Below are 22083 nucleotides of genomic sequence, written 5' to 3'. Positions count from 1 at the left end.
TGAGGGGCGTAACATGACCATCCGATCCTGCCTGTTCAGCTCTGCCGCTGCGCTGAGTCTGCTGTTTTCCGTCGGTCAGGCGCAAGCCCAGGCCCCCGCCGGTCCGCGTCCCCCTGCCGTGTTCCCGGATGCCCGGACGGCCTTGACCGGGGGTTTGCGTGATGCCGGGATTGCCGCTTCCAATCTTGCCCTGGAGTATTCGGTCGCGCCGCCCCCCGGCTTCTTCGATCCTGACGCCCTGTTTGCCCCCCCGACGAACCGTGCCGAAGCCGAGGCGCTGCAGGCCCGCAATCGCGCAAGTCCGCCGCGCTACAGCGCCCTTGCCCTGGCCAACAGCGATATGGCGATGTCCAACGGCCGTCTGTTTGTGGGAAATTTCCACGGCTTCAACGGCTATGACGTCTCGCGAGGCGGTGCCCCCGAACTGGTGCTGTCGGTGGTCTGTCCAGGCGGGCAGGGCGACGTCTCGGTCCACGGCAACCTGCTGTTCATGTCGGTCGAGCAGAACCGCGCGCGGCTGGATTGCGGCGTCAAGGACGCCGAGGGCGAGGTCAACGCCGAACGTTTCCGTGGCGTCCGGATCTTCGATATCTCCGACCTGAATGCACCGCGCCAGGTGGCCGCTGTTCAGACGTGCCGCGGGTCGCACACCCATACCCTGCTGCCCAGCGCGTCAGACCCAAATGTGCTTTACATCTATAACTCGGCAACATCGGGGGTGCGGAAAACCGACGAGCTCTCGATCTGTTCTGACGGCGAGCCTGGCACGAATGCCGAGACAGCACTGTATTCGATTGATGTTATCAAGGTGCCGCTCGATGCTCCAGAGCAGGCCGCCATCGTGGCGCGCCCGCGGATCTTTGCCGATGCCGAAACAGGAGCCATTGCCGGCCTCTGGAAGGGGGGACGGTCTGGCGTGTCCAGCCAGCGCACTGCCGGAACCAACCATTGCCACGACATAACGGTCTATCCGGAACTGAACCTGGCGGCGGGGGCATGCAGCGGCAACGGCATCCTCCTCGACATTTCCAACCCGGAAGCGCCGAAGCGGGTATCCGATCTGTTCGATCCGGACATGGCCTACTGGCACTCGGCCACGTTCAACAACATCGGGGACAAGATCGTCTTCACGGACGAATGGGGCGGCGGAACGTCGCCACGCTGCCGTGCCGAGGACCCGGCCAACTGGGGTGCCAACCTGATCGCTTCGGTCCGGGAAGACCGCACGATGGAAGGGCGGAATTTCTACAAGCTGCCCGGTATCCAGATGGCGACCGAAAACTGCGTCGCTCACAACGGAACCCTGATCCCTGTGCCCGGGCGCGACCTGATGGTTCAAGCTTGGTATCAGGGCGGGGTGTCCATCATGGACTTTACCGACCCCAATCGCCCGACCGAGATCGCCTACTTCGACCGGGGCCCGATCGACGCCTCGAAAATGGTCGTGGGTGGGTCATGGTCCGCTTACTGGCTGAATGGACGGATCTATTCGAGCGAGATTGCGCGTGGCCTGGACGTGCTCAAGCTCGTGCCAAGCCAGTATCTGTCGGCGGCGGAGATCGCTGCGGCAGAAAGTGTCATGGTCGCCACGATAAACCCGCAGACCCAGACCCGGGCTGTCTGGGCCGATACCCCAGACGTGGCCACAGCCTATCTGGATCAATTGACCCGCGCTTCGGCCGTGAATGCCGAACTCGCCACAGAGGTCCGTAGCCAGATCGACCCGTGGCGTGCAGGGTCGCCAGATTCCCGCGGAGCGGCTCGACTGGCTCGCACCCTGAACGCAGAGTCTGAGAAGGCGACGGGTGCAGACCAGATGCGCATGAAGGCGCTCGCTGGACTGTTCGAACGAATGGCCGGCTGACCCTAAGACCTTGAGGATGAAGGGCGGGTGATCGAGATCACCCGCCCTTTTTTTCGGCCGTCTTCAAGGTCGACGAGCCGGAAGGCAACGTTACAGAAACCGGACCTCGACCCCAGGCTTGACGCTGGCCGCCAGCTGCTCGGCGTCCCAGTTTGTCAGCCGGACACATCCGCTGGAGAAGGTCTTGCCGATCTTCGAAGGGTCGGGCGTGCCGTGAATCCCGTACGTGTCGCGCGACAGGTCGATCCAGACAGACCCAACCGGATTGTTCGGCCCCGCCGGAATGACAAGCTTCTTATCTCCCCGATCAAAGGTTACCCGCGTCGGATCGTAGGTATAGTTCGGCTCCGGAGCGACACCCACAACCGTGACTGTGCCGGAAGGGGCCGGGCGTTCCGCGCTGCCGATCGTCGCCGGGTAAAAGGCGATCAGCCTGTCCGAGGCATCATAGGCGCGCACCGACCGCTCGGTTTTGTCGACGGTAATGCGGGCCACATCGGCCGCAAGTTTCATGGGGCTAACGGCAGGAACCACGAGCACCGTGCCAGAGCGTGTCAGGTCGGCACCGGGGTTCAGCGTCGCCAACAGCGCCTCGGTTGTATGGAAGCGCTCTGCCAGGCCTTCCATAATCGTGGCATAGCCGACACTCTCAAGTTCTGCCTGTGCCTCAAGGCTTTCAGGCACTGTTCCAAGGTAGGGCCCCGCTATGTCAGCCGTCGTCAGGGTGTAGTCCTGTAGAACGACCCCCTTGTCGCTTGCGACAAGTCTGGCAAAGACCTGGGCATCCAGGATTCCGTCTTCGGGCAGGCCATTCGCTTTTTCGTAGGCAGCAATCGCCTGTGTCGAATTCTCGCCAGGAAGCCCATCGATCACGCCCGGCGAAAAAGCGGCGCGATCCAGAAGGATCTGGGCGCGGATCAGACCCGGATCGATCCCGCCTGCAGACGAGACGGCTGGCTTGGATCCAGATGCCGGCGGTTGCGGCGTTTGCCTGCTTGTAGCGGTGAAGGCGGGGCCGGCGGCCTTTGCGGAGCCTGGCTGAAATGTCGCTGTCTCGATCGCCTGTCGAAGCGCTGTGTCCGAGCCCACACCGACGACGGGCGAAGCTGGGCGTGCGGGTTCGGTCGTGACGTTCGCAGGTTCCGCACCGCTGCACGCCATCAAGACGATTGCGGCGATCGGTGACATTCGGTTGAAACGCATGGCAGTCCTTAGCGAAAGTGAGCTTCTCTAACTCCGCCAGAGACTCCTGCGTTCCTATGCCTCCAGCGATCCCGAGGCTTAGTCTGTGGGATTCTGTTCGCCGGTTGCGGGGTCCGTTTCCGTTTTGCCAGAGTTACTCGACCCCTCTGAGCCTTCTGGCTCCGTTGCCGGGCGAGGGGGCTCGCCATCGTTGGCGGGTGGACGGAGGTTTTCGTTTTCGGATTGGCGGGGGTCGGGGGTCGTCATGCGGATCAGTTCCGTGAGCGGGACAGACCAACGCACGATCGCCTTTGAGGCTCCTTTTAGGGATCGATTCACCCTGTGCCTAAACCCCGTCGCAATGCCGCGCGGGCATTATCGAAGCATCAGCCATAATGAGGCGGGACGAGATGAGCGGGACCTTGCGGGTCGAGATCGTCGGAGTGGAAGCTCTCGACGCGACGGACATCGCGCTTTGGCACGCCATGCTCGCCGGCAATCCGGAGCTTGCCAGCCCCTATTTCCATCCTGACTTCACAAGGATCGCGGCGCGGGTAAGCCCGCATGCGGCTGTCGCGGTGTTTCGCAGGGGAAACCGCACGATCGGCTTTTTCCCGCACCAGCGACGCGGATCGTCGATCCAGCCTCTGGCTGCGCCAATGAACGACTATCACGGGGTTATTGCCCTGCGAGGCGAGGCGCCTTCGCTTGAGGAGGTTGCCTCGGTCATGAACGCGACCCGCCTGAATGTCGGGGCCTGGGTCGGGACGGCGACCGCTGGCGAGCCGCGTGAAACCCTTCTGGTAACAATGCCAGAGGGTTACGCAGACTGGTATGCCGAGCGTCGCCAAACCTGGGGCAAATATTACAAGGACAAGGAACGCGCGCGAAGGAGCCTTGAGACGGAACTGGGTGAGGTGCGGGTTGAGCTGGGCATCAAGGATCCGGCAATGCTTGATCATCTGATCGATCTGAAGCGGGCCCAGTATCGACGTACGGGACGACACGACGTCTTCGCCTGCGGGTGGACGCAGCAACTCCTGCGCGACCTGATGGCGGGGGCGAGCGATGGCTTTGGCGGTTCGCTTGCGGCGATGTGGGCAGGCGGCAAGCTGACCGCAGTGGAATACTCCCTGCATGCTGGCGGGCACTACCATTTCTGGTTTCCAGCCTATGAGCCGCGACTGTCTCGGTGTTCGCCCGGCATTCTGCTTACTCTGGACACCATGCGGTTAGCGTCCGAACAGGGTTACCGCGTCTTCGACTTTGGCTTTGGTGGCGAGGGATACAAGAAGTACTTCTGCGACACGTCACAGGTCGTGAGGGAGGCCTTTGTCCAGCGGCCCGGCTTCCGCGCCGCAGTAACCGAGGCCGTGGCCGGTGTGATGGCGACAGCGGATCCCGATCGCGCCGAGAAGCTGAAAATCAGCGTCCGGCGGCGGTGGTCAGCGATCGAGGCGTGTGAAACGAACCGGATTGACCGCGTAAAGGGCGCTCTGGGTGCCGTCGGCGCAGCGCTGAACAAAGTGACGTGCAAGGCTCCCGCACCGATAGCAGCGGCCCTGGATCCACAATGAATGACCGTCGTACGCGCTATCCCGGCCCGATCGCAGAGGCGAAGAAGCATCCCCATACTTTGAACGCTCGGGGCTTTGCGGCCGACGCCGCACTGGCTCAGGTGTTGGACACCTATCCGGCGCATCTGATCGATATCAACCTGTACGACTATGATGACGAGGGTCAGGCTTCGCTGAAAACCGGAGCACGGGGACGTTTGTCAGGCGAAGGTTTGCTGGAAGCCATCCAGGGCGGTCGGTTGTGGGTCAATCTCAGGGGCGTGGAAACGGGCTGTCCAGCGCTTTGGGCCGCCGCCATGGAGGCGTTCAAAGACATCCAGGCGACCTATCCGGGGATGAAGGCCGTCAAGAATGCCGGCCAGTTGATCCTGTCGTCGCCGGCGGCAAAGGTACCCTATCATTTCGACGCGTCAGGGGTCGTGCTGTTCCATATGCGGGGTCGCAAGCGGCTGTTCGTGTATCCGGGCGACGAGACCCATCTTCCGGAGATCGCGATGGAACAGGTTGTGGCGCGACAGACCGCGGAAGAAATTCCCTACAGCCGCGCGTTCGAGGCGTATGCCCGGGTGATAGATCTTGAACCCGGCGAGGCCCTGACGTGGCCGCTCTACGCGCCGCACAGGGTCGAGAACCTGGACCGGTTCTGTGTATCGTTGTCGATGGACTTTCAGACCTGGCCGTCGCGGCTTCGCAACGGCGCACTTTATACCAACGCCGTGTTGCGCAGCCGCGGACTGTCGCCCCGTTTCACGGACGGCATGGCCATGCCGGAGCTTGCGGCCCGCTGGGCAGCGTCGCTGGCGTTGAAGCGTGTCGGCGGGCTGAAGAGCCGGATCGCGACCTTCGAGCGGGACTTCGAGCCGGAGATCGGCGCGGCTGACGGGGCCGGCGCGATCCGGGCGTGAACCCTGCGCCAGCCGCAGCTCAACCCATCAGCTGGCTTCCTCACGCCTGGGGAAAGCAGCCAGTAGGCAACCGGTCCAAGATGAATTCGACGTCATGACGTCGAGTTAAAATGACTCCCCGGGATCGTGACGGCACCTTTGCATCAACACCGCAGAGGGACCCGTCGTCATGAAGACCGTCATCGCATCCGCCGTATCGCTGGCCGCCCTGGCCACCGTCGCAATGGCCGCGCCGGCCTCGGCCCAGGAGGTCGAGCTCCGGAATGCCGTGGCGCGCGTCGTCGTCATCGTCGAGGACCGGACCGATGTCGGCGTCGAGATCGAACCGGGCTCGGCGAACCTCCCGGCACCCAGGGTCATTCGGCGGGGCAATCAGGTCCGTATCGACGGTGATCTGGGTCGCAACGCGATCCGCAACTGCCGAAGTGGAGGTGGTGATCGCCGCCAACCGGGGGAGGGGGCCTCGGTCGAACTGCGCCAGTTTGGACGGGTCAACCTGAGTGAAGCGCCGCTGATCGTGCTGCGCACGCCGCGCGACGTGGAGGTGTCGGTGGAAAGCGGCGCGGTCTATGGTTCCGTCGGGCGTGGCGCGACATCGATCGCGGTCGGCAATGGCGGTTGCGGGAACTGGACCGTCGCAAACACGACGGGGAGCCTCGAACTGTCGCTGGCTGGCTCGGGCGACTTCCGGGCCGGGACATCGCGTTCGCTTGAGGTCAACATCGCAGGGTCCGGAAACATCACCGCTGGCGCGACGCGCGATCTGGAAGCGAACATTCTGGGCTCAGGCAATATCGACGTGGCGCGCGTGGACGGAGATCTCGAGGCCAATATCCTGGGCTCCGGCAATATCGAGGTGCGTGGAGGAGAAGCGACAAACGTCGAAGCCAACATCATGGGGTCGGGCGATATCGCCTTCCGGGGACGCGCGCGGGATGCTGAAGCCAATGTCGCCGGGTCTGGTGACATCCGTCTCGCGTCCGTCACCGGGAATCTATCGCGCAGCACTCCGGGCTCCGGTCGGGTGATCGTCGGGCCTTAAGACCCGTCATTCGATCGTCGAGAGAAGGCCCGGGCGATTGGAACCCTCCCGGGCCTTTTTCGTGCCTTGGAACCAAAGGCGGCTTGACCAAATCGGAATCGATCGTCATAAGCGCCAACTCTTGTTGGACCGGCTGTGCAGCGAACCCCCCGGGGCGAGTTGCAGACGCGGTCCGCAGGAACGACCTGAGACACTGTTCTTTGCAGATGACCAGGACTTCAACGGCTCTCGCGGGCGACTGCGTGGGCCGATCGTTTTTGCGGACGTGCGTACTCTGAGGGCATCCGTGCCCGAAGGCCTCCGGTCTTTGAAATGGTTCACAGGGACGCAGGTTCGCCTGCTTGGGAAATACGACCGATATGGATCAAAGCATCCGCATCAGGCTCAAGGCCTTCGATCACCGCGTCCTCGATTTTTCGACGCGCGAAATCGTCAACACGGCCAAGCGCACCGGCGCGACCGTTCGCGGTCCGATTCCGCTGCCGACCCTGATCGAAAAATTCACCGTGAACCGCTCGCCGCACGTCGATAAGAAGTCGCGCGAGCAGTTTGAAATCCGCACGCACAAGCGTGTCCTCGACATCGTCGACCCCACCCCGCAGACCGTGGACGCGCTCATGAAGCTCGACCTGTCCGCTGGCGTGGACGTCGAGATCAAGATTTAAAGAAACAAAGGCGGGATCCGATATGCGCACGGGCGTGATCGCCAAAAAACTGGGAATGACGCGTCTCTTCGCTGAAGATGGCGCGCATATCCCGGTCACGATTCTGGAGCTTGATGGCTGCCAGGTCGTGGGCCAGCGTACCAAGGAGCGGGACGGCTACGTCGCCCTGCAACTCGGTGCCGGAGCCAAAAAGGCAAAGAACACCAACAAGGCTCAACGCACGACGTTTGCGAATGCAGAAGTCGAGCCCAAGCACATCGTCGCCGAGTTCCGCGTGTCGGAAGACGCGCTGATCGACGTGGGTGCCACTCTTTCGGCCGACCATTTCGTCGCCGGCCAGAAGGTGGACATCCAGGGCGAGACGATCGGCAAGGGCTTCCAGGGCGGTATGAAGCGCTGGAACTTCGGCGGTCTGCGGGCGTCACACGGTGTGTCCGTGTCGCACCGTTCGCTGGGTTCCACCGGTCAGCGACAGGATCCGGGCAAGACCTTCAAGGGCAAGAAGATGGCCGGCCAACTCGGTAACGAGGTGGTCACCACGCAGAACCTGACGATCGTCCGCGTGGACGTCGAGCGTGGTCTGCTGATGGTCAAGGGCGCTGTCCCCGGCCACGAAGGTTCGTGGGTCAAGGTCCGCGACGCGCACAAGAAGCCGTTCGCTGACCTGCCGTTCCCCGGCTCGTTCAAGAAGAATGGTCAGGTCGATGCGGCTCCCGCCGAAACGCCGGCTGAAGAGCCAGCCTCGGTCGAGACCGTCGAAGGCGGTGAAGCGTAATGAAACTCTCGGTCATCAAACTCGACGGCGGTGCCGCCGGTGACGTCGAACTGTCGGACGCCGTTTTCGGCATCTCTGACATCCGCGGCGATCTCCTGGCCCGTTACGTCAACTGGCAGCTGGCCAAGCGCCGTGCCGGTACCCACAAGGTGCAGACCCGGAACGAGAACTCGCGTACCGGCAAGAAGATGTACAAGCAGAAGGGAACCGGCGGCGCTCGTCACGGTTCGCGTCGCGCCCCGCAGTTCGTCGGTGGTTCGCGTGCCTTCGGCCCGGTCGTTCGCGACCATGGCTTCTCCCTGCCCAAGAAGGTTCGCGCTCTCGCCCTGCGTCACGCCCTGTCCGCCAAGGCCAAGGCCGGCGACCTGGTCGTGGTCGACGCCCTGACGGTCAAGGACGCCAAGACGGCCGCCCTGCGCGAAACGTTCGGCAAGCTGGGCTGGACCCGCACGCTGATCATCGCCGGACCGGAAGTCGACGTGAACTTCGGTCTGGCTGCTCGCAACATCCCGATGGTTGACGTGCTGCCGAACGCCGGTCTGAACGTCTATGACATCCTGCGCGCTGACAAGCTGGTGCTGTCGAAGTCCGCCGTGGAGGCCATCGAGGCCACCTATGCCGACTACAAGCCCTCGCGTCGCGAGCAAGCTCAGAAGGAAGCCGCGTAATGGCCGGCGCCAATCCAACCGCAAAACACTACGACACCATCCTGTCGCCGATCATCACCGAGAAGGCGACGATCCTGTCGGAGCAGAACAAGGTCGTGTTCCGCGTTTCCGGAACCTCGACCAAGGACGAGATCGCTGCTGCGGTCGAAAGCCTGTTCAAGGTCAACGTCCTGAAGGTCAACACCCTGGTTCAAAAGGGCAAGACCAAGCGCTTCCGCGGCATCATGGGTCGTCGGGTCGACATCAAAAAAGCGATCGTGACGCTGGCCGAAGGCCAGTCGATCGACGTCACCACGGGGCTCTGATCAGATGGCCTTGAAAACATACAATCCGACATCGCCGGGCCGTCGCGCCTTGGTGCTGATCGATCGCTCGGAACTCCACAAGGGTCGTCCCGAGAAGTCGCTGACCGAGGGCCTGACCAAGTCGGGTGGACGCGGTCAGGGCGGTCGTATCGCTGTCCGCTTCCGCGGCGGTGGTGCCAAGCGCCTGTATCGCAAGATCGACTTCAAGCGCCGCAAGTTCATGACGGCGACCGTCGAGCGTCTTGAGTACGATCCGAACCGGACCGCCTTCATCGCTCTCGTCACGTACGAGGACGGCGAAAAGGCCTACATCGTCGCCCCGCAACGCCTGAAGGCGGGTGACACGATCGTGGCCGGCGAAAAGACCGACGTGAAGCCTGGCAATGCCATGCCGCTGCGTTCGATCCCGGTCGGCACGATCATTCACTGCGTGGAAATGAAGCCCGGCAAGGGCGCTCAGCTGGCCCGTTCGGCCGGTGCCTATGCCCAGCTGGTGGGTCGCGATCAGGGCTATGCCCAGATCCGCCTCGGCTCGGGCGAGCTGCGCATGGTTCTGGACGGCTGCATGGCCACGGTGGGCGCTGTTTCCAACGCCGACCACATGAACCAGAACCTCGGCAAGGCTGGTCGCGTTCGTCACATGGGCTTCCGTCCGCACGTTCGCGGTGTTGCCATGAACCCGGTCGACCACCCGCACGGTGGTGGTGAAGGCCGGACCTCTGGTGGTCGTACCCCGGTTACGCCGTGGGGCAAGGACACCAAGGGCACGCGCACCCGCAAGAACAAGTCGACGGACAAGTACATCATCCGTACCCGCCACGTTAAGAAGGCTCGCTAAAGATGGCCCGCTCCTCCTGGAAAGGCCCGTTTGTCGACGGGTATCTGCTCAAGAAGGCCGACGCCGTTTCGACGTCGGGCCGCAAGGACGTGATCAAGACCTGGTCGCGCCGCTCTACCATCCTGCCGCAGTTCGTCGGTCTGACGTTCGGCGTCCACAACGGTCACAAGCACGTTCCCGTGCACGTGAACGAGGACATGGTCGGCATGAAACTGGGCGAGTTCTCGCCCACCCGTTCGTTCCCCGGCCACGCCGCGGACAAGAAGGCGAAGCGGAAGTAACATGCCAAAGACCAACAATCCCCGCCGCGTCGGCCTGACCGAAGCCCGTGCCAAGCTGGTGAACGTCCGGATCAGCCCTCAGAAGCTGAACCTGGTCGCCGCCTCGATCCGTGGCCTGCCTGTGCAGCGCGCCCTCAACGAGCTGGAGTTCTCGCGCAAGCGTATCTCCGACGACGTTCGCAAGGTGCTGTATTCGGCGGTTTCGAACGCCGAGAACAACCACAACCTGGACATCGACAACCTGATCGTTGCCGAGGCCTTCGTGGGCAAGAACCTGGTGATGAAGCGTTTCGCGAGCCGCGCTCGTGGTCGTTCGTCGCGTATCCTGAAACCGTTCAGCGAGATCACCATCGTGGTCCGTGAAGCCGGCGAGGCCGCCTGATATGGGTCAGAAAATCAATCCGATCGGTTTCCGCCTCGGCGTGAACCGCACCTGGGACAGCCGCTGGTTCGCCGGCGGGGCTGACTACGCCCGTCTGCTGCACCAGGACCTGAAGCTGCGCACGTGGCTGAAGGAGCGTCTGAATGCTGCCGGCGTTTCGCGCATCATCATCGAGCGCCCCCACAAGAAGTGCCGCGTCACGATCTATGCCGCCCGTCCGGGCGTCGTGATCGGCAAGAAGGGCGCCGACATCGAGAAGCTCCGCAAGGACATCTCGGCTCGTACGGAAGGCGAAGTTCACCTGAACATCGTCGAAGTCCGCAAGCCGGAAGTCGATGCACAGCTGATCGCCGAGAACATCGCCCAGCAACTGGAGCGCCGGATTGCTTTCCGTCGCGCCATGAAGCGGTCGATGCAGGCCGCGATGCGTCTGGGTGCCAAGGGCGTCCGGATCAACGTCTCGGGTCGTCTCGGCGGTGCCGAAATCGCTCGTATGGAATGGTACCGCGAAGGTCGCGTGCCGCTTCACACCCTGCGTGCCGACATCGACTATGGCTTCATCCAGGCCAAGACGACCTACGGCATCATCGGTGTGAAGGTCTGGGTCTTCAAGGGTGAGGTCCTGGAACACGATCCGATGGCGCAGGACAAGCGCTGGGCCCAGGAAGCTGCCGGTCCGTCGTCGAACGAAGGCCGTGGTGGTGATCGCGGCGGTCGTAACGACCGCGGTCAGCGTCGCGGGCGTGAGGGCTAAGTCATGCTGCAACCGAAGAAAACCAAGTACCGCAAGGCCTTCAAGGGCCGTATCCACGGCGCTGCCAAGGGCGGCTTCTCGCTGAACTTCGGGTCCTATGGCCTGAAGACCCTGGAGCCCGAGCGCATCACGGCGCGTCAGATCGAGGCGGCTCGCCGCGCGATCACGCGTCAAATGAAGCGTCAGGGCCGCGTCTGGATCCGCATCTTCCCGGACGTTCCCGTCTCGGGCAAGCCTGCCGAAGTCCGCATGGGCAAGGGCAAGGGCGCGGTGGATCACTGGGCGGCGCGCTGCCACCCGGGCCGTATCCTGTTCGAAATCGACGGCGTTGCTGATGATGTTGCGCGCGAAGCGCTGCGTCTGGGTGCCGCCAAGCTGCCGGTCCGTACCAAGGTGGTCACCCGCCTCGATGCCGGCGTCTCGCATGTGGAGCACGTTGCTGCATGACCAAGATCGCTGACCTTCGGGCCCAGACTCCCGACCAGCTGGGCGACCAGCTGCTGTCCCTCAAAAAGGAACAGTTCAACCTGCGCTTCCAGGCCGCTACCGGTCAGATGGAAAAGACTCACCGGGTCGGTGAAGTGCGCAAAGACATCGCTCGCATCTCGACGCTTATGCGCGAGAAGCGTTCGGCCTCGTAAGGAACCGCTATGCCCAAACGTATTCTTGAAGGCGTGGTCGTGTCCGACAAGGGCGACAAGACCGTCGTCGTCGTCGTCCAACGCACGCTGCTGCACCCGGTCATGAAGAAGATCGTGCGCCTGTCCAAAAAGTACCACGCTCACGACGAGGCGAATGCCTTCAAGGAAGGCGACGTCGCTCGCATCGTCGAATGCGCTCCCAAGTCCAAGCTGAAGCGCTGGGAAGTCCTGTCCAAGGACACCCCGGCTTCGGCGTCGTAATCAGAAAGATCTGACACTATGATCCAGATGCAAACTAACCTGGAGGTAGCCGATAATTCGGGTGCTCGCCGGGTCATGTGCATCAAGGTGTTGGGCGGCGCAGGCCGTCGCTACGCCTCGGTGGGCGACACGATCGTGGCATCCGTCAAGGAAGCCATTCCTCGTGGTCGCGTCAAAAAGGGTGAAGTGGTTCGCGCCATCGTCGTGCGCACCGCCAAGGACATCCAGCGCAAGGACGGCTCGGTCATCCGCTTCGACAAGTCGGCAGCCGTCATCGTCAACAAGCAGAACGAGCCTGTCGGCACGCGGATCTTCGGCCCGGTTCCCCGCGAACTGCGCGCCAAGAACCACATGAAGATCATCTCGCTGGCTCCGGAGGTTCTGTAGTCATGGCCGCCAAGATCAAGAAGGGCGACCGCGTCGTCGTCCTGGCCGGGAAAGACAAGGGCCGCACTGGTGAAGTCACCAAGGTGCTGCCGACCGAAAACCGCGTCCTGGTTCAGGGCGTGAACATGGTCCAGCGTCACACCCGTCCTTCGCAAGCCGACCCCCAGGGCGGCATCAAGAACAAGGAAGCGACGCTTCACCTGTCGAACGTCGCGATCGCCGACGCCAACGGCAAGGCGAGCCGCGTCGGCTTCCGCATGGAAGGCGACAAGAAGGTTCGCTTCGCCAAGACCACGGGAGACGTCATCTGATGGCCGCGACCGAGAAATACACCCCGCGCCTGAAGAGCGAGTACAATGACCGCATCAAGGGCGTGATGGCCGAGAAGTTCGGCTATACCAACCCGATGCAGATGCCCAAGCTCGAGAAGATCGTGCTGAACATGGGTATCGGCGAGGCCGTTGCTGATTCCAAGAAGGCCAATGCGGCTCTCAAGGATCTGGCAGCCATCGCCGGTCAGAAGCCGGTTCCGACCAAGGCTCGCAACTCCATCGCCGGTTTCAAGCTGCGCGAAGGCATGGTCATCGGCGGCAAGGTCACCTTGCGCGGCGACCAGATGTACGAGTTTCTGGACCGTCTGATCACGATCGCCCTTCCGCGCGTGAAGGACTTCCGTGGCCTGAAGCCGACGTCCTTCGACGGTCGTGGCAACTACGCCATGGGCCTGAAGGAGCACATCGTGTTCCCGGAAATCAACTACGACCAGATCGACCAGATGTGGGGCATGGACATCATCGTCTGCACCACGGCCAGGACTGACGACGAAGCCCGCGCGCTTCTGACCGAGTTCAAGTTCCCGTTCGTGAAGAACTGAGCGGGAAGGGAAAAGAAAAATGGCAAAGAAAAGCGCCGTAAACCGCAACGAAGCCGTCAAGGCCCTGGTTGCGAAGTATGCCGCAAAGCGGGCCGCCCTCAAGGCGACCGCCAACGACGAGAGCCTGCCTCTGGAAGAGCGCTTCGAAGCTCGCCTGAAGCTGGCCGAACTGCCGCGTAACTCGGCAGCCGTCCGTATCCGCAACCGCTGCGAAGTGACGGGCCGTCCGCGGGCCTTCTATCGCAAGCTCAAGATGAGCCGTATCGCCCTGCGTGAACTCGGCAACCTGGGTCAGATCCCGGGTCTGACCAAGTCCAGCTGGTAAGGGGAGCGACACACAATGATGATCAACGATCCCCTCAGTGACATGATCACCCGGATCCGCAACGCGCACATGCGCAAGCGGTCCAAGGTGCTTACGCCCGCCTCGCGTCTTCGCCAGCGCGTCCTCGACGTGCTACAGGACGAAGGCTACATCCGCGGCTATTCGCTGGTTCAGAACCCGGGTGAATTCCCGCAGTTCGAGATCGAGCTGAAGTATTTCGACGGCCAGCCCGTCATCGCCGAGATCGCTCGCGTGTCCAAGCCGGGCCGCCGCGTCTATTCGGCGATCAGCGACCTGAAGCCGATCAAGAACGGCCTCGGCATCTCGATTCTTTCGACTTCGAAGGGCGTCATGTCTGACGCTGCCGCTCGCGACGCCAACGTCGGCGGCGAAGTCCTCTGCAGGGTCTACTAAGATGTCCCGTATTGGAAAACGTCCCATTGCTGTTCCGAAAGGCGTGACCATCACGCTCGACGGACAGACCGTGTCGGTCAAGGGTCCCAAGGGCGATCGCTCCTGGACCGTGGCCGAAGAGATTGAAGTCAAGCAGGAAAACGGCGAACTGACGCTGGTTGCCCGTGAAGACACCCAGCGCGCTCGCGCGATGTGGGGTCTGTCGCGTACGCTTCTGGACAACATGGTCGTCGGCGTCACCGATGGTTTCACGCGCAAGCTGGAACTGGTCGGCGTGGGTTACCGCGCTGCCCTGAAGGGTAACGACCTGACCCTGCAACTCGGTTTCTCGCACGAGGTCGATATCAAGGCCCCCGAAGGCATCACCTTCGGCGTGCCCAAGCAGACCGAGATCAACATTTCCGGCGCCGACAAGCAGGTCGTCGGCGAACTGGCCGCCACCATCCGCAAACTGCGTCCGCCGGAGCCCTACAAGGGCAAGGGCGTCCGGTATTCGGGTGAGAAGGTCCGTCGCAAGGAAGGCAAGAAGAAGTAGTCATGGCTCTTTCTCTTCGACAACTCGCCAAGCGCCGTACCGAGCGCAACCGCATCCGGCTCAAGGCTGTCGGCAATGGTCGTCTGCGTCTTTCCGTGCATCGCTCGGACAAGAACATTTCGGCCCAGATCATCGACGACCTCAAGGGCGTCACCGTCGTCTCGGCCTCCTCGCTGGAAACCGCCAAGGATTCCAAGGGATCGAACGTCGAAGCGGCGGCTGCCATCGGCAAGCTGGTCGCTGAACGCGCCATCGAAAAAGGCGTCACCGACGTCGTGTTCGACCGCGGCGGCTACATCTATCACGGTCGGGTGAAGGCGCTGGCGGAAGCCGCGCGTGAAGCCGGCCTGAATTTCTAAGGAACGCGACGCATGGCGCAAGCACCCCAACGTGGCGGCGGCGGCAACGACCGCAATCGTCGTGACAACCGCAACGCTCCCGAAGGTCCGGAATCGGACGTCGTCGAGAAACTGGTCCACATCAACCGCGTCGCGGCCACCGTCAAAGGCGGCCGTCGCTTCTCCTTCGCAGCCCTGATGGTCGTCGGGGACGGCAAGGGTCGCGTCGGTTTCGGTCACGGCAAGGCACGCGAAGTGCCGGAAGCCATCCGCAAGGCGACCGAAGAAGCCAAGAAGACCATGATCCGCGTTCCGCTTCGCGAGAACCGCACCCTGCACCACGACGGCAACGGCCGTTGGGGCGCCGGCAAGATCATGATGCGCGCTGCCCCTCCCGGGACCGGCGTCATCGCGGGTGGTCCGATGCGTGCTGTTCTCGAGACCCTCGGCGTCCAGGACGTCGTGGCCAAGTCGAGCGGTTCGTCCAACCCCTACAACATGATCCGTGCGACGTTCGAGGCCCTCAAGGTCCAGTCGTCGCCGCGTCAGGTCGCCTCGAAGCGTGGCAAGAAGGTCGCTGACCTGATGGGCCGCCGCAACGACGGTGCCTCGTCGCCAGAAGCCGTGGAGTCCTGATCATGGCCACCGTTACCGTCAAGCAGACCGGATCGCCGATCCGCCGCAAGAATGACCAGCGCGCCACCCTGGTGGGCCTGGGTCTGAACCGCATGGGCCGTGAGTCCACGCTAGAAGACACGCCTTCGGTTCGTGGGATGATTGCCAAGGTCGCCCACCTGACCGAGATCGTCGAGAAGTAAGCCGCAGTCGCCCTGGTCCGATCCGGATCAGGGCGTCTCGCGTATTGCAAGACTGACAGGGGCCGCCTAGAAGCGGCCCTTCGTTTTTAACGCCGAGTTCGCTGTTCGCAGCGGGCGCTAGCACCCGAAAGGATCAGGCACATGAAACTGAACGAAATTCGCGACAACGCGGGCGCTCACAAGAAGCGTATGCGCGTCGGACGGGGCCCGGGCTCGGGCAAGGGCAAGACCGCAGGTCGCGGCGTCAAGGGCCAGAAGTCACGTTCGGGCGTCGCCATCGGCGGGTTCGAGGGTGGCCAGATGCCGCTGTACATGCGGATGCCAAAGCGCGGCTTCAACAACGCCAATGCTCTCAAGCTGGCCGAAGTGAACCTGTGGCGTCTGCAGGACGCCATCGACGCTGGCAAGCTGGACATCAAGGGCGAGATCAAGGGCGACGCCCTGGTCGCCGCTGGCGTGATCCGTCGCGTGAAGGATGGCGTTCGCATCCTCGGCACCGGTGAGCTGAAGTCGGCCCTGAACCTGGTCGTCTGGTCGGCGTCGGCTGGTGCCGTGAAGGCGATTGAAGCCGCTGGCGGGTCGGTCGTCCAGCAGCGGATCGCGGCTGAAGCCAAGGCTGCTGCCGCTGTCGAGAAGCGCAATGCTGCCAAGGGCAAGGCTCCGGCTCCCAAGGCTCCGCGTGGCGACGCCAACAAGATCTCGGCCCGCACAACGCGCACGGCCGCGAAAGCCTAACGAAGAAAGCTTGAAGGGCGGTCTCGCTAAGAGGCCGCCCTTCGCCTATCTGCACTCGGGGCCCGGATTCGATATCCGATGCACCGCGTTCTGATCAGTCGGGGTAACGACATATGGCTTCGGCCGCCGAACAACTTGCCGCCAATATGAACATGGGTTCGTTCGCCAAGGCGACCGAACTTCACAAGCGGCTGCTCTTCACTCTGGGTGCGCTGCTGGTCTACCGCATCGGGACCTATGTGCCGATCCCGGGGATCAACTCCGAGGCCTTCCTGGCGTTCTTCCAGAACCCGGATGGCCAGCGCGGCATCCTGGACATGTTCAATATGTTCTCGGGTGGTGCCGTCGAGCGGATGGCCGTGTTCGCCCTGAACGTGACCCCCTATATCTCGGCGTCGATCATCGTCCAGCTGATGGGCGCGGTGTATCCGCCCTGGGAAAAGCTGAAGAAGGAAGGCGGCGAAAGCGGCCGCAAGCAGCTGAACCAGTACACCCGTTACCTGACGGTGTTCCTGGCGCTGGCCCAGTCGTTCGGTATTGCCGTCGGCCTGAATGCCCAGACGGGTCTGGTCGATGCACCGGGCATCTTCTTCATCGTGTCCACCGTCGTCAGCCTGACCGGCGGCACCATGTTCCTGATGTGGCTGGGTGAGCAGGTGACGGCCCGTGGTGTCGGCAACGGCATCTCGCTGATCATCTTCGCCGGCATCGTGGCCGTCCTGCCCGGGACGATCGCGCGGATGTTCGGCCTTGCGCAGGAAGGCCAGATCTCGGCCTTTGCCCTGCTGTTCGTGGCTGCCATGGCGATTGCCGTGGTCGTGTTCATCGTCTTCATGGAGCGCGCCCAGCGGCGCCTGCTGATCCAGTATCCCAAGCGCCAGGAAGGCAACCGCATGGCCGGAGGCGAGCGGTCGTTCCTGCCGCTGAAGGTCAATACCGCCGGGGTGATCCCGCCGATCTTCGCCTCGTCTTTGTTGCTGCTGCCCTCGACCGTGGCCCAGATGACGGCCAATGCCGATCTGCCGACCTGGATGTCCTGGCTACCGGCCGTAACGGCCCAGCTCAGCCATGGTCAGCCGCTGTTCCTGATCCTGTACGGCCTGCTGATCGTCTTTTTCTGCTTCTTCTACACATCGATCACCTTCAACCCGGAAGAGACCGCCGAGAACCTGCGCAAGTACGGCGGCTTCCTGCCCGGGATCCGGCCGGGCAAGCGTACGGCCGAATATCTCGACTACGTCCTGACCCGGTTGACGGTCATCGGTGCCGCCTACATCACCGCTGTCTGTCTTCTGCCCGAGTTCCTGATCGCCCAGATGCCGAGCGTCGGCTATTTCGGAGGAACGTCTATCTTGATTGTCGTGTCGGTCACGATGGACACTGTGGCCCAGATCCAGTCGCAACTTCTGGCGCACCAGTACGAGGGGCTGATCAAGAAGGCCAAGCTGCGGGGACGAGGCGGGCGTGGAACACCGGGCAGGGGCTCGCCGACACCGGCGCGTCGCTGACTTGTTGGGCTACCGCGCTTCGCGCTACTTGACCCTGATACACACACCGTCTGGGAGGGCGAGCCTTTGAATCTGATCCTGTTCGGGCCGCCCGCTGCGGGCAAGGGCACCCAGGCCAAACGGCTGGTCGAAGAGCGGGGGATGGTCCAGCTGTCGACGGGCGACATGCTGCGCGAGGCGATCACGTCGGGGTCCGATCTCGGCAAGGAGTGCCAGGCGATCATGTCTCGCGGCGACCTGGTCAGCGATGCCATTGTCATCGCCCTGATCGAGGCCCGGCTGAAAGAGGCCGAGGACGCCGGCGGGGCCATCTTCGACGGCTTTCCGCGCACCCTGGCCCAGGCAGAGTCGCTGGACGCCATGCTTGCGACACTTGGCAAACAGATCGATGCCGTCGTGCGGCTGAAGGTTGATGATGCCGCCCTGCTGGAACGCGTGGCGGGTCGGTTCGCAGATCAGGGGCGCCCGGACGACAATCCGGAAAGCTTCAAGATCCGGCTCGACGCCTACAATCGCAATACGGCACCGCTGTTGCCCTATTATGCTGACCGTGGGCTGCTGACCGAAGTTGACGGCATGGGATCGATCGCAACGGTCGCCGCAGCCATCGACGGCGCTCTGAAGGCCGCCGCCTGAACGAAACCTGACGGCTGGGCGTGCAACGCGTTCAGTTTTCATGACCTATAGGCGGGTCATGGACAGGGGTTCACCATCTCGAGATCGGCACCGGCTTGTCCGTGCAGCGACCGTCGCCGGGGTTCTGGCGCTTCACGGTGCACTGTTTGCCGTGATCGGGCTGACGACGGTCCCGCGCGACGCCTTCGTCAGTCAGGCTCCCATCACTGTGGAGCTGTTCAGGCCGCCTCTGCAGCCCCCTCCACCGCCGGAGCCGACGCTGGAACCGGTCACGCCGGAACCCGGCGGCGGAGCCCCGGCGGCTCCGTCGATCGTTCGACCGGCGCTCGCCCCGGTCGAACAGCCAGAGGTGATTGCCCCGCCGACGCCTGCGCCGGAACAGCCGATGGTGATCGGCGTGGCACCAACGGCCTCGCCAATTCTGGGTCATGGCCAGGGCGGCGTGGGTGAAGGGACCGGCAGCGGGGTTGGTGACGGAGACGGCCCCGGCCGAGGGGGTATACCGCCCCTGATCATCCGCGGCGCCTCGCCGCGCGAGATCCTGAGCGTCGTGCCGCCAGAGGCGCGGCAGGCCCGTCAGGCGGGTCGAGCCGCCGTGAACTGCGTCATCCTGGCCGATCAGAGACTGGATGACTGCCGAATCGTCAGCGAGATGCCCCTGGGTTATCGCTTCGGCGAGGCCGGGCTCAGGGCGGCGAGCTTCTTTCGCTACCGGCCCCCGTTGACGGCATCTGGCCGCCCTGTCGAGGGGCAACGCGTCACCATCAACGTCCTGTTCGGGCGGCAGTAGTGTTCGAACCGAAAGAGGTTTGACACCTTCCGGCCAATCGCGCCCTTATCGCCCTTCAGCATCAGGGGCGGCGCATGGCTTTGAACATCGGCAGGACGGCGACGGCGATCGCCCTGGTATTGGCGCTCGGGTGCGGGACGGCGATGGCCCAGACGGCCTCGCCTCCATCCTATGCCGACACGATCGCGTCAATGGCCCGGCAGGACGGCCTCCTGCCGATGTTCGTCGATCAGGCAGCCGGCAAGGTGCTGATCCAGTTGCCTCCCCCTGCGTCCGATGGAGTCATGACCCGTGTGATCCATCACACGGCGCTCAGGACGGGCGTTGGCTCTGCAGTGACAGGGCTGGACCGGGCCCAGATCGGATCCACCAACATCCTTGCCTTCCGTCGGATCGGAAAACGGGTCGTCGCAGAGTTCGAGAACCCCAGATACCGCGCACTGGCCGGTTCGATCGAGGAACAGGCCGCGGCGCGTGATGCCTTCGTCGGGTCGACCGTCTGGGCCGGTGACGTCGTGGCAACGGCGCCGGACGGCTCCGTCCTTGTCGATATCGCGGGCTTTCTGACCCGTGACGCCCACGGCATCGTCGAGACGCTGCGGCGGGCGGGGCAGGGGACCCTGCGGCCTGTCGCCGACCTCACGCTGGTCGATCCCGCCGCCGCGCGGTCCTTCCCCGACAACCTCGAGCTGGAGGCGCGGCTGACCTTTGCCGTCGAAGGACCGGGGCCAGTCCTGAACCAGATCGCGCCGGACTCGCGACTGGTCAGCTTCGATGTGCGCCATAGCTTCATCAGGCTGCCCGATGCCGGCTATCAGCCGCGCCGTTTCGACCCTCGCACTGGGGCTATAAGTACCGTGGTGACCGATTTTTCGGCTGCGCTGGACGCGCCGATGGTCACCCGCCTCGCGAACCGGTTCCGGCTTGTGAAGACAGACCCGACCGCTGGGCGGTCGACCGTGGTCGAGCCCATCGTCTTTTATGTGGATCGCGCGGCGCCCGAGCCGATCCGGACGGCGCTGGTCGAGGGTGCGCAATGGTGGGCCCAGGCGTTCGACAAGGCGGGTTACATCGATGCCTATCGGGTCGAGGTCCTGCCCGAAGGCGTCGACCCTCTGGATGCCCGTTACAATGTCATCAACTGGGTCAACCGGGCGACGCGGAGCTGGTCCTATGGCCAGAGCGTCGTCGATCCGAGGACGGGCGAGATCGTCAAGGGCTCGGTGCTGCTGGGTAGCCTGCGCATCCGTCAGGACATGCTGATCTTTGAGGGCCTTGTCGGGGCGGATCAGACCGGGACCGGAGGGCCGAACGATCCGCAGGAGGTTGCGCTGGCCCGTATTCGGCAACTGTCGGCCCACGAGGTCGGCCACGCCATCGGCCTGCTGCATAATTTCGCAGCCAGTACCCAGGATCGGGCGTCGGTGATGGACTATCCGGTACCGCAGATCGCCATTCGAGAGGGCGGCCTGGCGTTCGAGGACGCCTATGCGGTCGGGATGGGCGCGTGGGACGATTTCGCCATCGACTGGCTTTACGCCGACGCCGATCAGGCGACACTGGATGCCAAGGCCGAGGCCGGGGCCCAGCAGCTAAGGTTCGTATCCGACGGGGACGCGCGTGTCGGAGGCGACGCTCAGGCCTGGGGCAGCCTGTGGGACAATGGTGCTGACCCTGTGGCCGAGTTGGATCACCTGACGCAGGTGCGGCGGATCGCGCTGGATCGGTTCGGCCTCGCAGCCCTGCCGGATGGGTCAGCGGTCAATGACCTGCGTCGCCGGCTGGTGCCGATCTATCTGTATCATCGCTACCAGGTGGACGCCGTCGCCAAGCTGGTGGGCGGTCTGGACTATGGCTACCCGGTCAAGGGCGACGGCCGCGAGACGGCGACGCCGGTTCCGGCAGTGACGCAGCGTGCGGCTCTGGCCGGGCTGGTCGCGACGTTGCGGCCTGAAGCGCTGGATCTGCCCGAGCCGTTGCTGGGACTGCTGGCCGCGCAGCAATCGGGGGATGGCGATCCGCAGCACGACATCGAGGTCTTTGCCGGCCGACAAGGACAGGTGTTTGATCCCGGCAGTGCCGTCGAGGCCGCCGCCGACATCACCCTGACGGCCCTGTTTGCGCCGCAGCGGATCAATCGCCTGGTTGATGCCGGACGTCGTGATCCGGCCGCTCTCGGCCTCGGAGAAACTCTGGATGCGGTGACCTCGGCCGTCTTTGCGCCTGCAACGGGTCGCCTGGCCGAGCCAGCACGACGGGTGCAGGCCCGGACCGCCCTGACCCTGGCCGGCTTGCTGCGAGGGAACGGCCTGTCGGGGACATCGGCAGCGGTAATCGACGGGCGACTGCAAGCGCTTTCGGCGCGATTGAAGGCGTCGACAGCGGCCGATGCGGTACAGCGTGCCCATGACCGCTGGCTGGGGGCAGTGCTGACGGACCGGGAGCGGCTGGATCAGCTTCTGACAGCCGATCGGTTCGAAACGCCGACACCCCCGGGCAGCCCGATCGGCGCCGAGGCCTGCTGGCACTGTGAATAGGATGGTAACGGTTGACGCATTCCGAATCCAATGTATAAGGCCGGCT

Annotated in this window: 30 protein-coding genes; 29 read left to right on the top strand and 1 reads right to left on the bottom strand. The window is 63.6% G+C overall.

Annotated elements, in window-relative coordinates; genetic code table 11:
- The first annotated feature begins 13 nt into the window (after window positions 1–13).
- Window positions 14–1864 (top strand): LVIVD repeat-containing protein, encoded by a 1851-nt coding sequence (locus GGR13_RS09035; protein ID WP_183213212.1) that lies wholly within the window; start codon window positions 14–16, stop codon window positions 1862–1864.
- Window positions 1865–1954: 90 nt separating this feature from the next.
- Here GGR13_RS09035 and GGR13_RS09030 read toward each other — a convergent pair whose 3' ends face one another.
- Window positions 1955–3067, bottom strand: a complete 1113-nt coding sequence (locus tag GGR13_RS09030) for a L,D-transpeptidase family protein (protein ID WP_246347779.1) — start codon at window positions 3065–3067, stop codon at window positions 1955–1957.
- 389 nt (window positions 3068–3456) lie between these two features.
- On the opposite strand from GGR13_RS09030, the gene GGR13_RS09025 reads away from it, so the two are divergent.
- The 28 genes from GGR13_RS09025 to GGR13_RS08890 all read left to right on the top strand — a co-directional run bounded on the left by GGR13_RS09025 (window position 3457) and on the right by GGR13_RS08890 (window position 22037).
- The gene (locus GGR13_RS09025) at window positions 3457–4623 is read left to right on the top strand and encodes a GNAT family N-acetyltransferase (RefSeq protein WP_183213211.1); all 1167 of its coding nucleotides are present in this window, start codon (window positions 3457–3459) and stop codon (window positions 4621–4623) included.
- Window positions 4620–5528 carry a cupin-like domain-containing protein gene (locus GGR13_RS09020; protein ID WP_183213210.1) on the top strand — a complete coding sequence of 303 codons (909 nt, stop codon included), beginning with the start codon at window positions 4620–4622 and terminating at the stop codon, window positions 5526–5528. The genes GGR13_RS09025 and GGR13_RS09020 overlap by 4 nt, the downstream gene beginning before the upstream one ends.
- A gap of 169 nt (window positions 5529–5697) precedes the next feature.
- Window positions 5698–6570 carry a GIN domain-containing protein gene (locus GGR13_RS09015; RefSeq protein ID WP_183213209.1) on the top strand — a complete coding sequence of 291 codons (873 nt, stop codon included), beginning with the start codon at window positions 5698–5700 and terminating at the stop codon, window positions 6568–6570.
- Between the two features lie 359 nt (window positions 6571–6929).
- Window positions 6930–7235: a 30S ribosomal protein S10 gene (gene rpsJ, locus GGR13_RS09010; protein ID WP_003164367.1), complete on the top strand. Its 306-nt coding sequence runs from the start codon at window positions 6930–6932 to the stop codon at window positions 7233–7235.
- Window positions 7236–7257: 22 nt separating this feature from the next.
- Window positions 7258–8010: a 50S ribosomal protein L3 gene (rplC, locus tag GGR13_RS09005; RefSeq protein WP_183213208.1), complete on the top strand. Its 753-nt coding sequence runs from the start codon at window positions 7258–7260 to the stop codon at window positions 8008–8010.
- Complete coding sequence (gene rplD, locus GGR13_RS09000; RefSeq protein ID WP_183213207.1) at window positions 8010–8678, top strand: 50S ribosomal protein L4; 669 nt, start codon at window positions 8010–8012, stop codon at window positions 8676–8678. Before rplC ends, rplD begins: the two co-directional genes overlap by 1 nt.
- Window positions 8678–8983, top strand: coding sequence for a 50S ribosomal protein L23 (locus GGR13_RS08995; RefSeq protein ID WP_183213206.1), 306 nt, complete (start codon window positions 8678–8680; stop codon window positions 8981–8983). The genes rplD and GGR13_RS08995 overlap by 1 nt, the downstream gene beginning before the upstream one ends.
- Before the next feature lie 4 nt (window positions 8984–8987).
- The gene (rplB, locus tag GGR13_RS08990) at window positions 8988–9821 is read left to right on the top strand and encodes a 50S ribosomal protein L2 (protein WP_183213205.1); all 834 of its coding nucleotides are present in this window, start codon (window positions 8988–8990) and stop codon (window positions 9819–9821) included.
- Between the two features lie 2 nt (window positions 9822–9823).
- A complete protein-coding gene (gene rpsS, locus GGR13_RS08985) occupies window positions 9824–10102 on the top strand; it encodes a 30S ribosomal protein S19 (RefSeq protein ID WP_013268924.1) in 279 nt (92 codons plus the stop codon).
- 1 nt (window position 10103) lies between these two features.
- Window positions 10104–10484, top strand: a complete 381-nt coding sequence (rplV, locus tag GGR13_RS08980; RefSeq protein WP_183213204.1) for a 50S ribosomal protein L22 — start codon at window positions 10104–10106, stop codon at window positions 10482–10484.
- A 1-nt stretch (window position 10485) separates the two neighbouring features.
- A complete protein-coding gene (rpsC, locus tag GGR13_RS08975) occupies window positions 10486–11238 on the top strand; it encodes a 30S ribosomal protein S3 (RefSeq protein WP_183213203.1) in 753 nt (250 codons plus the stop codon).
- 3 nt (window positions 11239–11241) lie between these two features.
- On the top strand, window positions 11242–11685 hold the full coding sequence (gene rplP / locus GGR13_RS08970) for a 50S ribosomal protein L16 (protein ID WP_183213202.1): 444 nt from the start codon (window positions 11242–11244) through the stop codon (window positions 11683–11685).
- Complete coding sequence (gene rpmC, locus GGR13_RS08965) at window positions 11682–11879, top strand: 50S ribosomal protein L29 (protein ID WP_183213201.1); 198 nt, start codon at window positions 11682–11684, stop codon at window positions 11877–11879. The genes rplP and rpmC overlap by 4 nt, the downstream gene beginning before the upstream one ends.
- 9 nt (window positions 11880–11888) lie before the next feature.
- Complete coding sequence (rpsQ, locus tag GGR13_RS08960; protein WP_183213200.1) at window positions 11889–12140, top strand: 30S ribosomal protein S17; 252 nt, start codon at window positions 11889–11891, stop codon at window positions 12138–12140.
- Window positions 12141–12158: 18 nt separating this feature from the next.
- Window positions 12159–12527 carry a 50S ribosomal protein L14 gene (rplN, locus tag GGR13_RS08955; protein WP_013268930.1) on the top strand — a complete coding sequence of 123 codons (369 nt, stop codon included), beginning with the start codon at window positions 12159–12161 and terminating at the stop codon, window positions 12525–12527.
- 2 nt (window positions 12528–12529) lie between these two features.
- Window positions 12530–12838: a 50S ribosomal protein L24 gene (gene rplX, locus GGR13_RS08950; protein WP_183213199.1), complete on the top strand. Its 309-nt coding sequence runs from the start codon at window positions 12530–12532 to the stop codon at window positions 12836–12838.
- On the top strand, window positions 12838–13401 hold the full coding sequence (gene rplE / locus GGR13_RS08945; RefSeq protein WP_183213198.1) for a 50S ribosomal protein L5: 564 nt from the start codon (window positions 12838–12840) through the stop codon (window positions 13399–13401). Before rplX ends, rplE begins: the two co-directional genes overlap by 1 nt.
- Window positions 13402–13420: 19 nt before the next feature.
- A complete protein-coding gene (gene rpsN, locus GGR13_RS08940; RefSeq protein WP_183213197.1) occupies window positions 13421–13726 on the top strand; it encodes a 30S ribosomal protein S14 in 306 nt (101 codons plus the stop codon).
- Window positions 13727–13741: 15 nt separating this feature from the next.
- A complete protein-coding gene (rpsH, locus tag GGR13_RS08935; RefSeq protein WP_183213196.1) occupies window positions 13742–14140 on the top strand; it encodes a 30S ribosomal protein S8 in 399 nt (132 codons plus the stop codon).
- A 1-nt stretch (window position 14141) separates the two neighbouring features.
- Window positions 14142–14675 carry a 50S ribosomal protein L6 gene (gene rplF / locus GGR13_RS08930; protein WP_183213195.1) on the top strand — a complete coding sequence of 178 codons (534 nt, stop codon included), beginning with the start codon at window positions 14142–14144 and terminating at the stop codon, window positions 14673–14675.
- A gap of 2 nt (window positions 14676–14677) precedes the next feature.
- Window positions 14678–15034: a 50S ribosomal protein L18 gene (gene rplR, locus GGR13_RS08925; RefSeq protein WP_183213194.1), complete on the top strand. Its 357-nt coding sequence runs from the start codon at window positions 14678–14680 to the stop codon at window positions 15032–15034.
- A gap of 12 nt (window positions 15035–15046) precedes the next feature.
- Window positions 15047–15649, top strand: a complete 603-nt coding sequence (rpsE, locus tag GGR13_RS08920; RefSeq protein ID WP_183213193.1) for a 30S ribosomal protein S5 — start codon at window positions 15047–15049, stop codon at window positions 15647–15649.
- Between the two features lie 2 nt (window positions 15650–15651).
- Complete coding sequence (gene rpmD / locus GGR13_RS08915) at window positions 15652–15831, top strand: 50S ribosomal protein L30 (protein WP_013268938.1); 180 nt, start codon at window positions 15652–15654, stop codon at window positions 15829–15831.
- Window positions 15832–15972: 141 nt separating this feature from the next.
- Window positions 15973–16566: a 50S ribosomal protein L15 gene (gene rplO, locus GGR13_RS08910; protein ID WP_183213192.1), complete on the top strand. Its 594-nt coding sequence runs from the start codon at window positions 15973–15975 to the stop codon at window positions 16564–16566.
- A 113-nt stretch (window positions 16567–16679) separates the two neighbouring features.
- Entirely contained in the window at window positions 16680–18074 is a 1395-nt protein-coding gene (gene secY / locus GGR13_RS08905) for a preprotein translocase subunit SecY (RefSeq protein WP_183213191.1), read from the top strand.
- A 66-nt stretch (window positions 18075–18140) separates the two neighbouring features.
- Window positions 18141–18710: an adenylate kinase gene (locus GGR13_RS08900; protein ID WP_183213190.1), complete on the top strand. Its 570-nt coding sequence runs from the start codon at window positions 18141–18143 to the stop codon at window positions 18708–18710.
- Window positions 18711–18768: 58 nt separating this feature from the next.
- Window positions 18769–19500, top strand: a complete 732-nt coding sequence (locus GGR13_RS08895; protein WP_183213189.1) for a TonB family protein — start codon at window positions 18769–18771, stop codon at window positions 19498–19500.
- A gap of 74 nt (window positions 19501–19574) precedes the next feature.
- Complete coding sequence (locus GGR13_RS08890; protein WP_183213188.1) at window positions 19575–22037, top strand: zinc-dependent metalloprotease; 2463 nt, start codon at window positions 19575–19577, stop codon at window positions 22035–22037.
- Window positions 22038–22083: the final 46 nt, after the last annotated feature.

The sequence above is a fragment of the Brevundimonas variabilis genome, from assembly GCF_014199945.1.
In the GTDB taxonomy this organism is placed as follows: Bacteria; Pseudomonadota; Alphaproteobacteria; order Caulobacterales; family Caulobacteraceae; genus Brevundimonas; species Brevundimonas variabilis.
The sequence above is the reverse complement of the archived record's forward strand: the minus strand, read 5'-3'. Positions and strand labels throughout refer to the sequence as shown.

Bases quoted from the DNA above. Each gene is read 5' to 3' on its own strand.
- rplB (WP_183213205.1), top strand. From the start codon at position 8,988: ATGGCCTTGAAAACATACAATCCGACATCGCCGGGCCGTCGCGCCTTG.
- rplX (WP_183213199.1), top strand. From the start codon at position 12,530: ATGGCCGCCAAGATCAAGAAGGGCGACCGCGTCGTCGTCCTGGCCGGG.
- rpsS (WP_013268924.1), top strand. From the start codon at position 9,824: ATGGCCCGCTCCTCCTGGAAAGGCCCGTTTGTCGACGGGTATCTGCTC.
- GGR13_RS08890 (WP_183213188.1), top strand. From the start codon at position 19,575: ATGGCTTTGAACATCGGCAGGACGGCGACGGCGATCGCCCTGGTATTG.
- rpmC (WP_183213201.1), top strand. From the start codon at position 11,682: ATGACCAAGATCGCTGACCTTCGGGCCCAGACTCCCGACCAGCTGGGC.
- rplO (WP_183213192.1), top strand. From the start codon at position 15,973: ATGAAACTGAACGAAATTCGCGACAACGCGGGCGCTCACAAGAAGCGT.
- rplD (WP_183213207.1), top strand. From the start codon at position 8,010: ATGAAACTCTCGGTCATCAAACTCGACGGCGGTGCCGCCGGTGACGTC.
- rpsN (WP_183213197.1), top strand. From the start codon at position 13,421: ATGGCAAAGAAAAGCGCCGTAAACCGCAACGAAGCCGTCAAGGCCCTG.
- secY (WP_183213191.1), top strand. From the start codon at position 16,680: ATGGCTTCGGCCGCCGAACAACTTGCCGCCAATATGAACATGGGTTCG.
- GGR13_RS08995 (WP_183213206.1), top strand. From the start codon at position 8,678: ATGGCCGGCGCCAATCCAACCGCAAAACACTACGACACCATCCTGTCG.
- rplN (WP_013268930.1), top strand. From the start codon at position 12,159: ATGATCCAGATGCAAACTAACCTGGAGGTAGCCGATAATTCGGGTGCT.
- rpsH (WP_183213196.1), top strand. From the start codon at position 13,742: ATGATGATCAACGATCCCCTCAGTGACATGATCACCCGGATCCGCAAC.
- GGR13_RS09020 (WP_183213210.1), top strand. From the start codon at position 4,620: ATGAATGACCGTCGTACGCGCTATCCCGGCCCGATCGCAGAGGCGAAG.
- rplP (WP_183213202.1), top strand. From the start codon at position 11,242: ATGCTGCAACCGAAGAAAACCAAGTACCGCAAGGCCTTCAAGGGCCGT.
- GGR13_RS09035 (WP_183213212.1), top strand. From the start codon at position 14: ATGACCATCCGATCCTGCCTGTTCAGCTCTGCCGCTGCGCTGAGTCTG.
- rpmD (WP_013268938.1), top strand. From the start codon at position 15,652: ATGGCCACCGTTACCGTCAAGCAGACCGGATCGCCGATCCGCCGCAAG.
- rpsQ (WP_183213200.1), top strand. From the start codon at position 11,889: ATGCCCAAACGTATTCTTGAAGGCGTGGTCGTGTCCGACAAGGGCGAC.
- rplF (WP_183213195.1), top strand. From the start codon at position 14,142: ATGTCCCGTATTGGAAAACGTCCCATTGCTGTTCCGAAAGGCGTGACC.
- GGR13_RS09030 (WP_246347779.1), bottom strand. From the start codon at position 3,067: ATGCGTTTCAACCGAATGTCACCGATCGCCGCAATCGTCTTGATGGCG.
- rplC (WP_183213208.1), top strand. From the start codon at position 7,258: ATGCGCACGGGCGTGATCGCCAAAAAACTGGGAATGACGCGTCTCTTC.
- rplR (WP_183213194.1), top strand. From the start codon at position 14,678: ATGGCTCTTTCTCTTCGACAACTCGCCAAGCGCCGTACCGAGCGCAAC.
- GGR13_RS09025 (WP_183213211.1), top strand. From the start codon at position 3,457: ATGAGCGGGACCTTGCGGGTCGAGATCGTCGGAGTGGAAGCTCTCGAC.
- rpsJ (WP_003164367.1), top strand. From the start codon at position 6,930: ATGGATCAAAGCATCCGCATCAGGCTCAAGGCCTTCGATCACCGCGTC.
- rpsE (WP_183213193.1), top strand. From the start codon at position 15,047: ATGGCGCAAGCACCCCAACGTGGCGGCGGCGGCAACGACCGCAATCGT.
- GGR13_RS08895 (WP_183213189.1), top strand. From the start codon at position 18,769: ATGGACAGGGGTTCACCATCTCGAGATCGGCACCGGCTTGTCCGTGCA.
- GGR13_RS09015 (WP_183213209.1), top strand. From the start codon at position 5,698: ATGAAGACCGTCATCGCATCCGCCGTATCGCTGGCCGCCCTGGCCACC.
- rplE (WP_183213198.1), top strand. From the start codon at position 12,838: ATGGCCGCGACCGAGAAATACACCCCGCGCCTGAAGAGCGAGTACAAT.
- rplV (WP_183213204.1), top strand. From the start codon at position 10,104: ATGCCAAAGACCAACAATCCCCGCCGCGTCGGCCTGACCGAAGCCCGT.
- rpsC (WP_183213203.1), top strand. From the start codon at position 10,486: ATGGGTCAGAAAATCAATCCGATCGGTTTCCGCCTCGGCGTGAACCGC.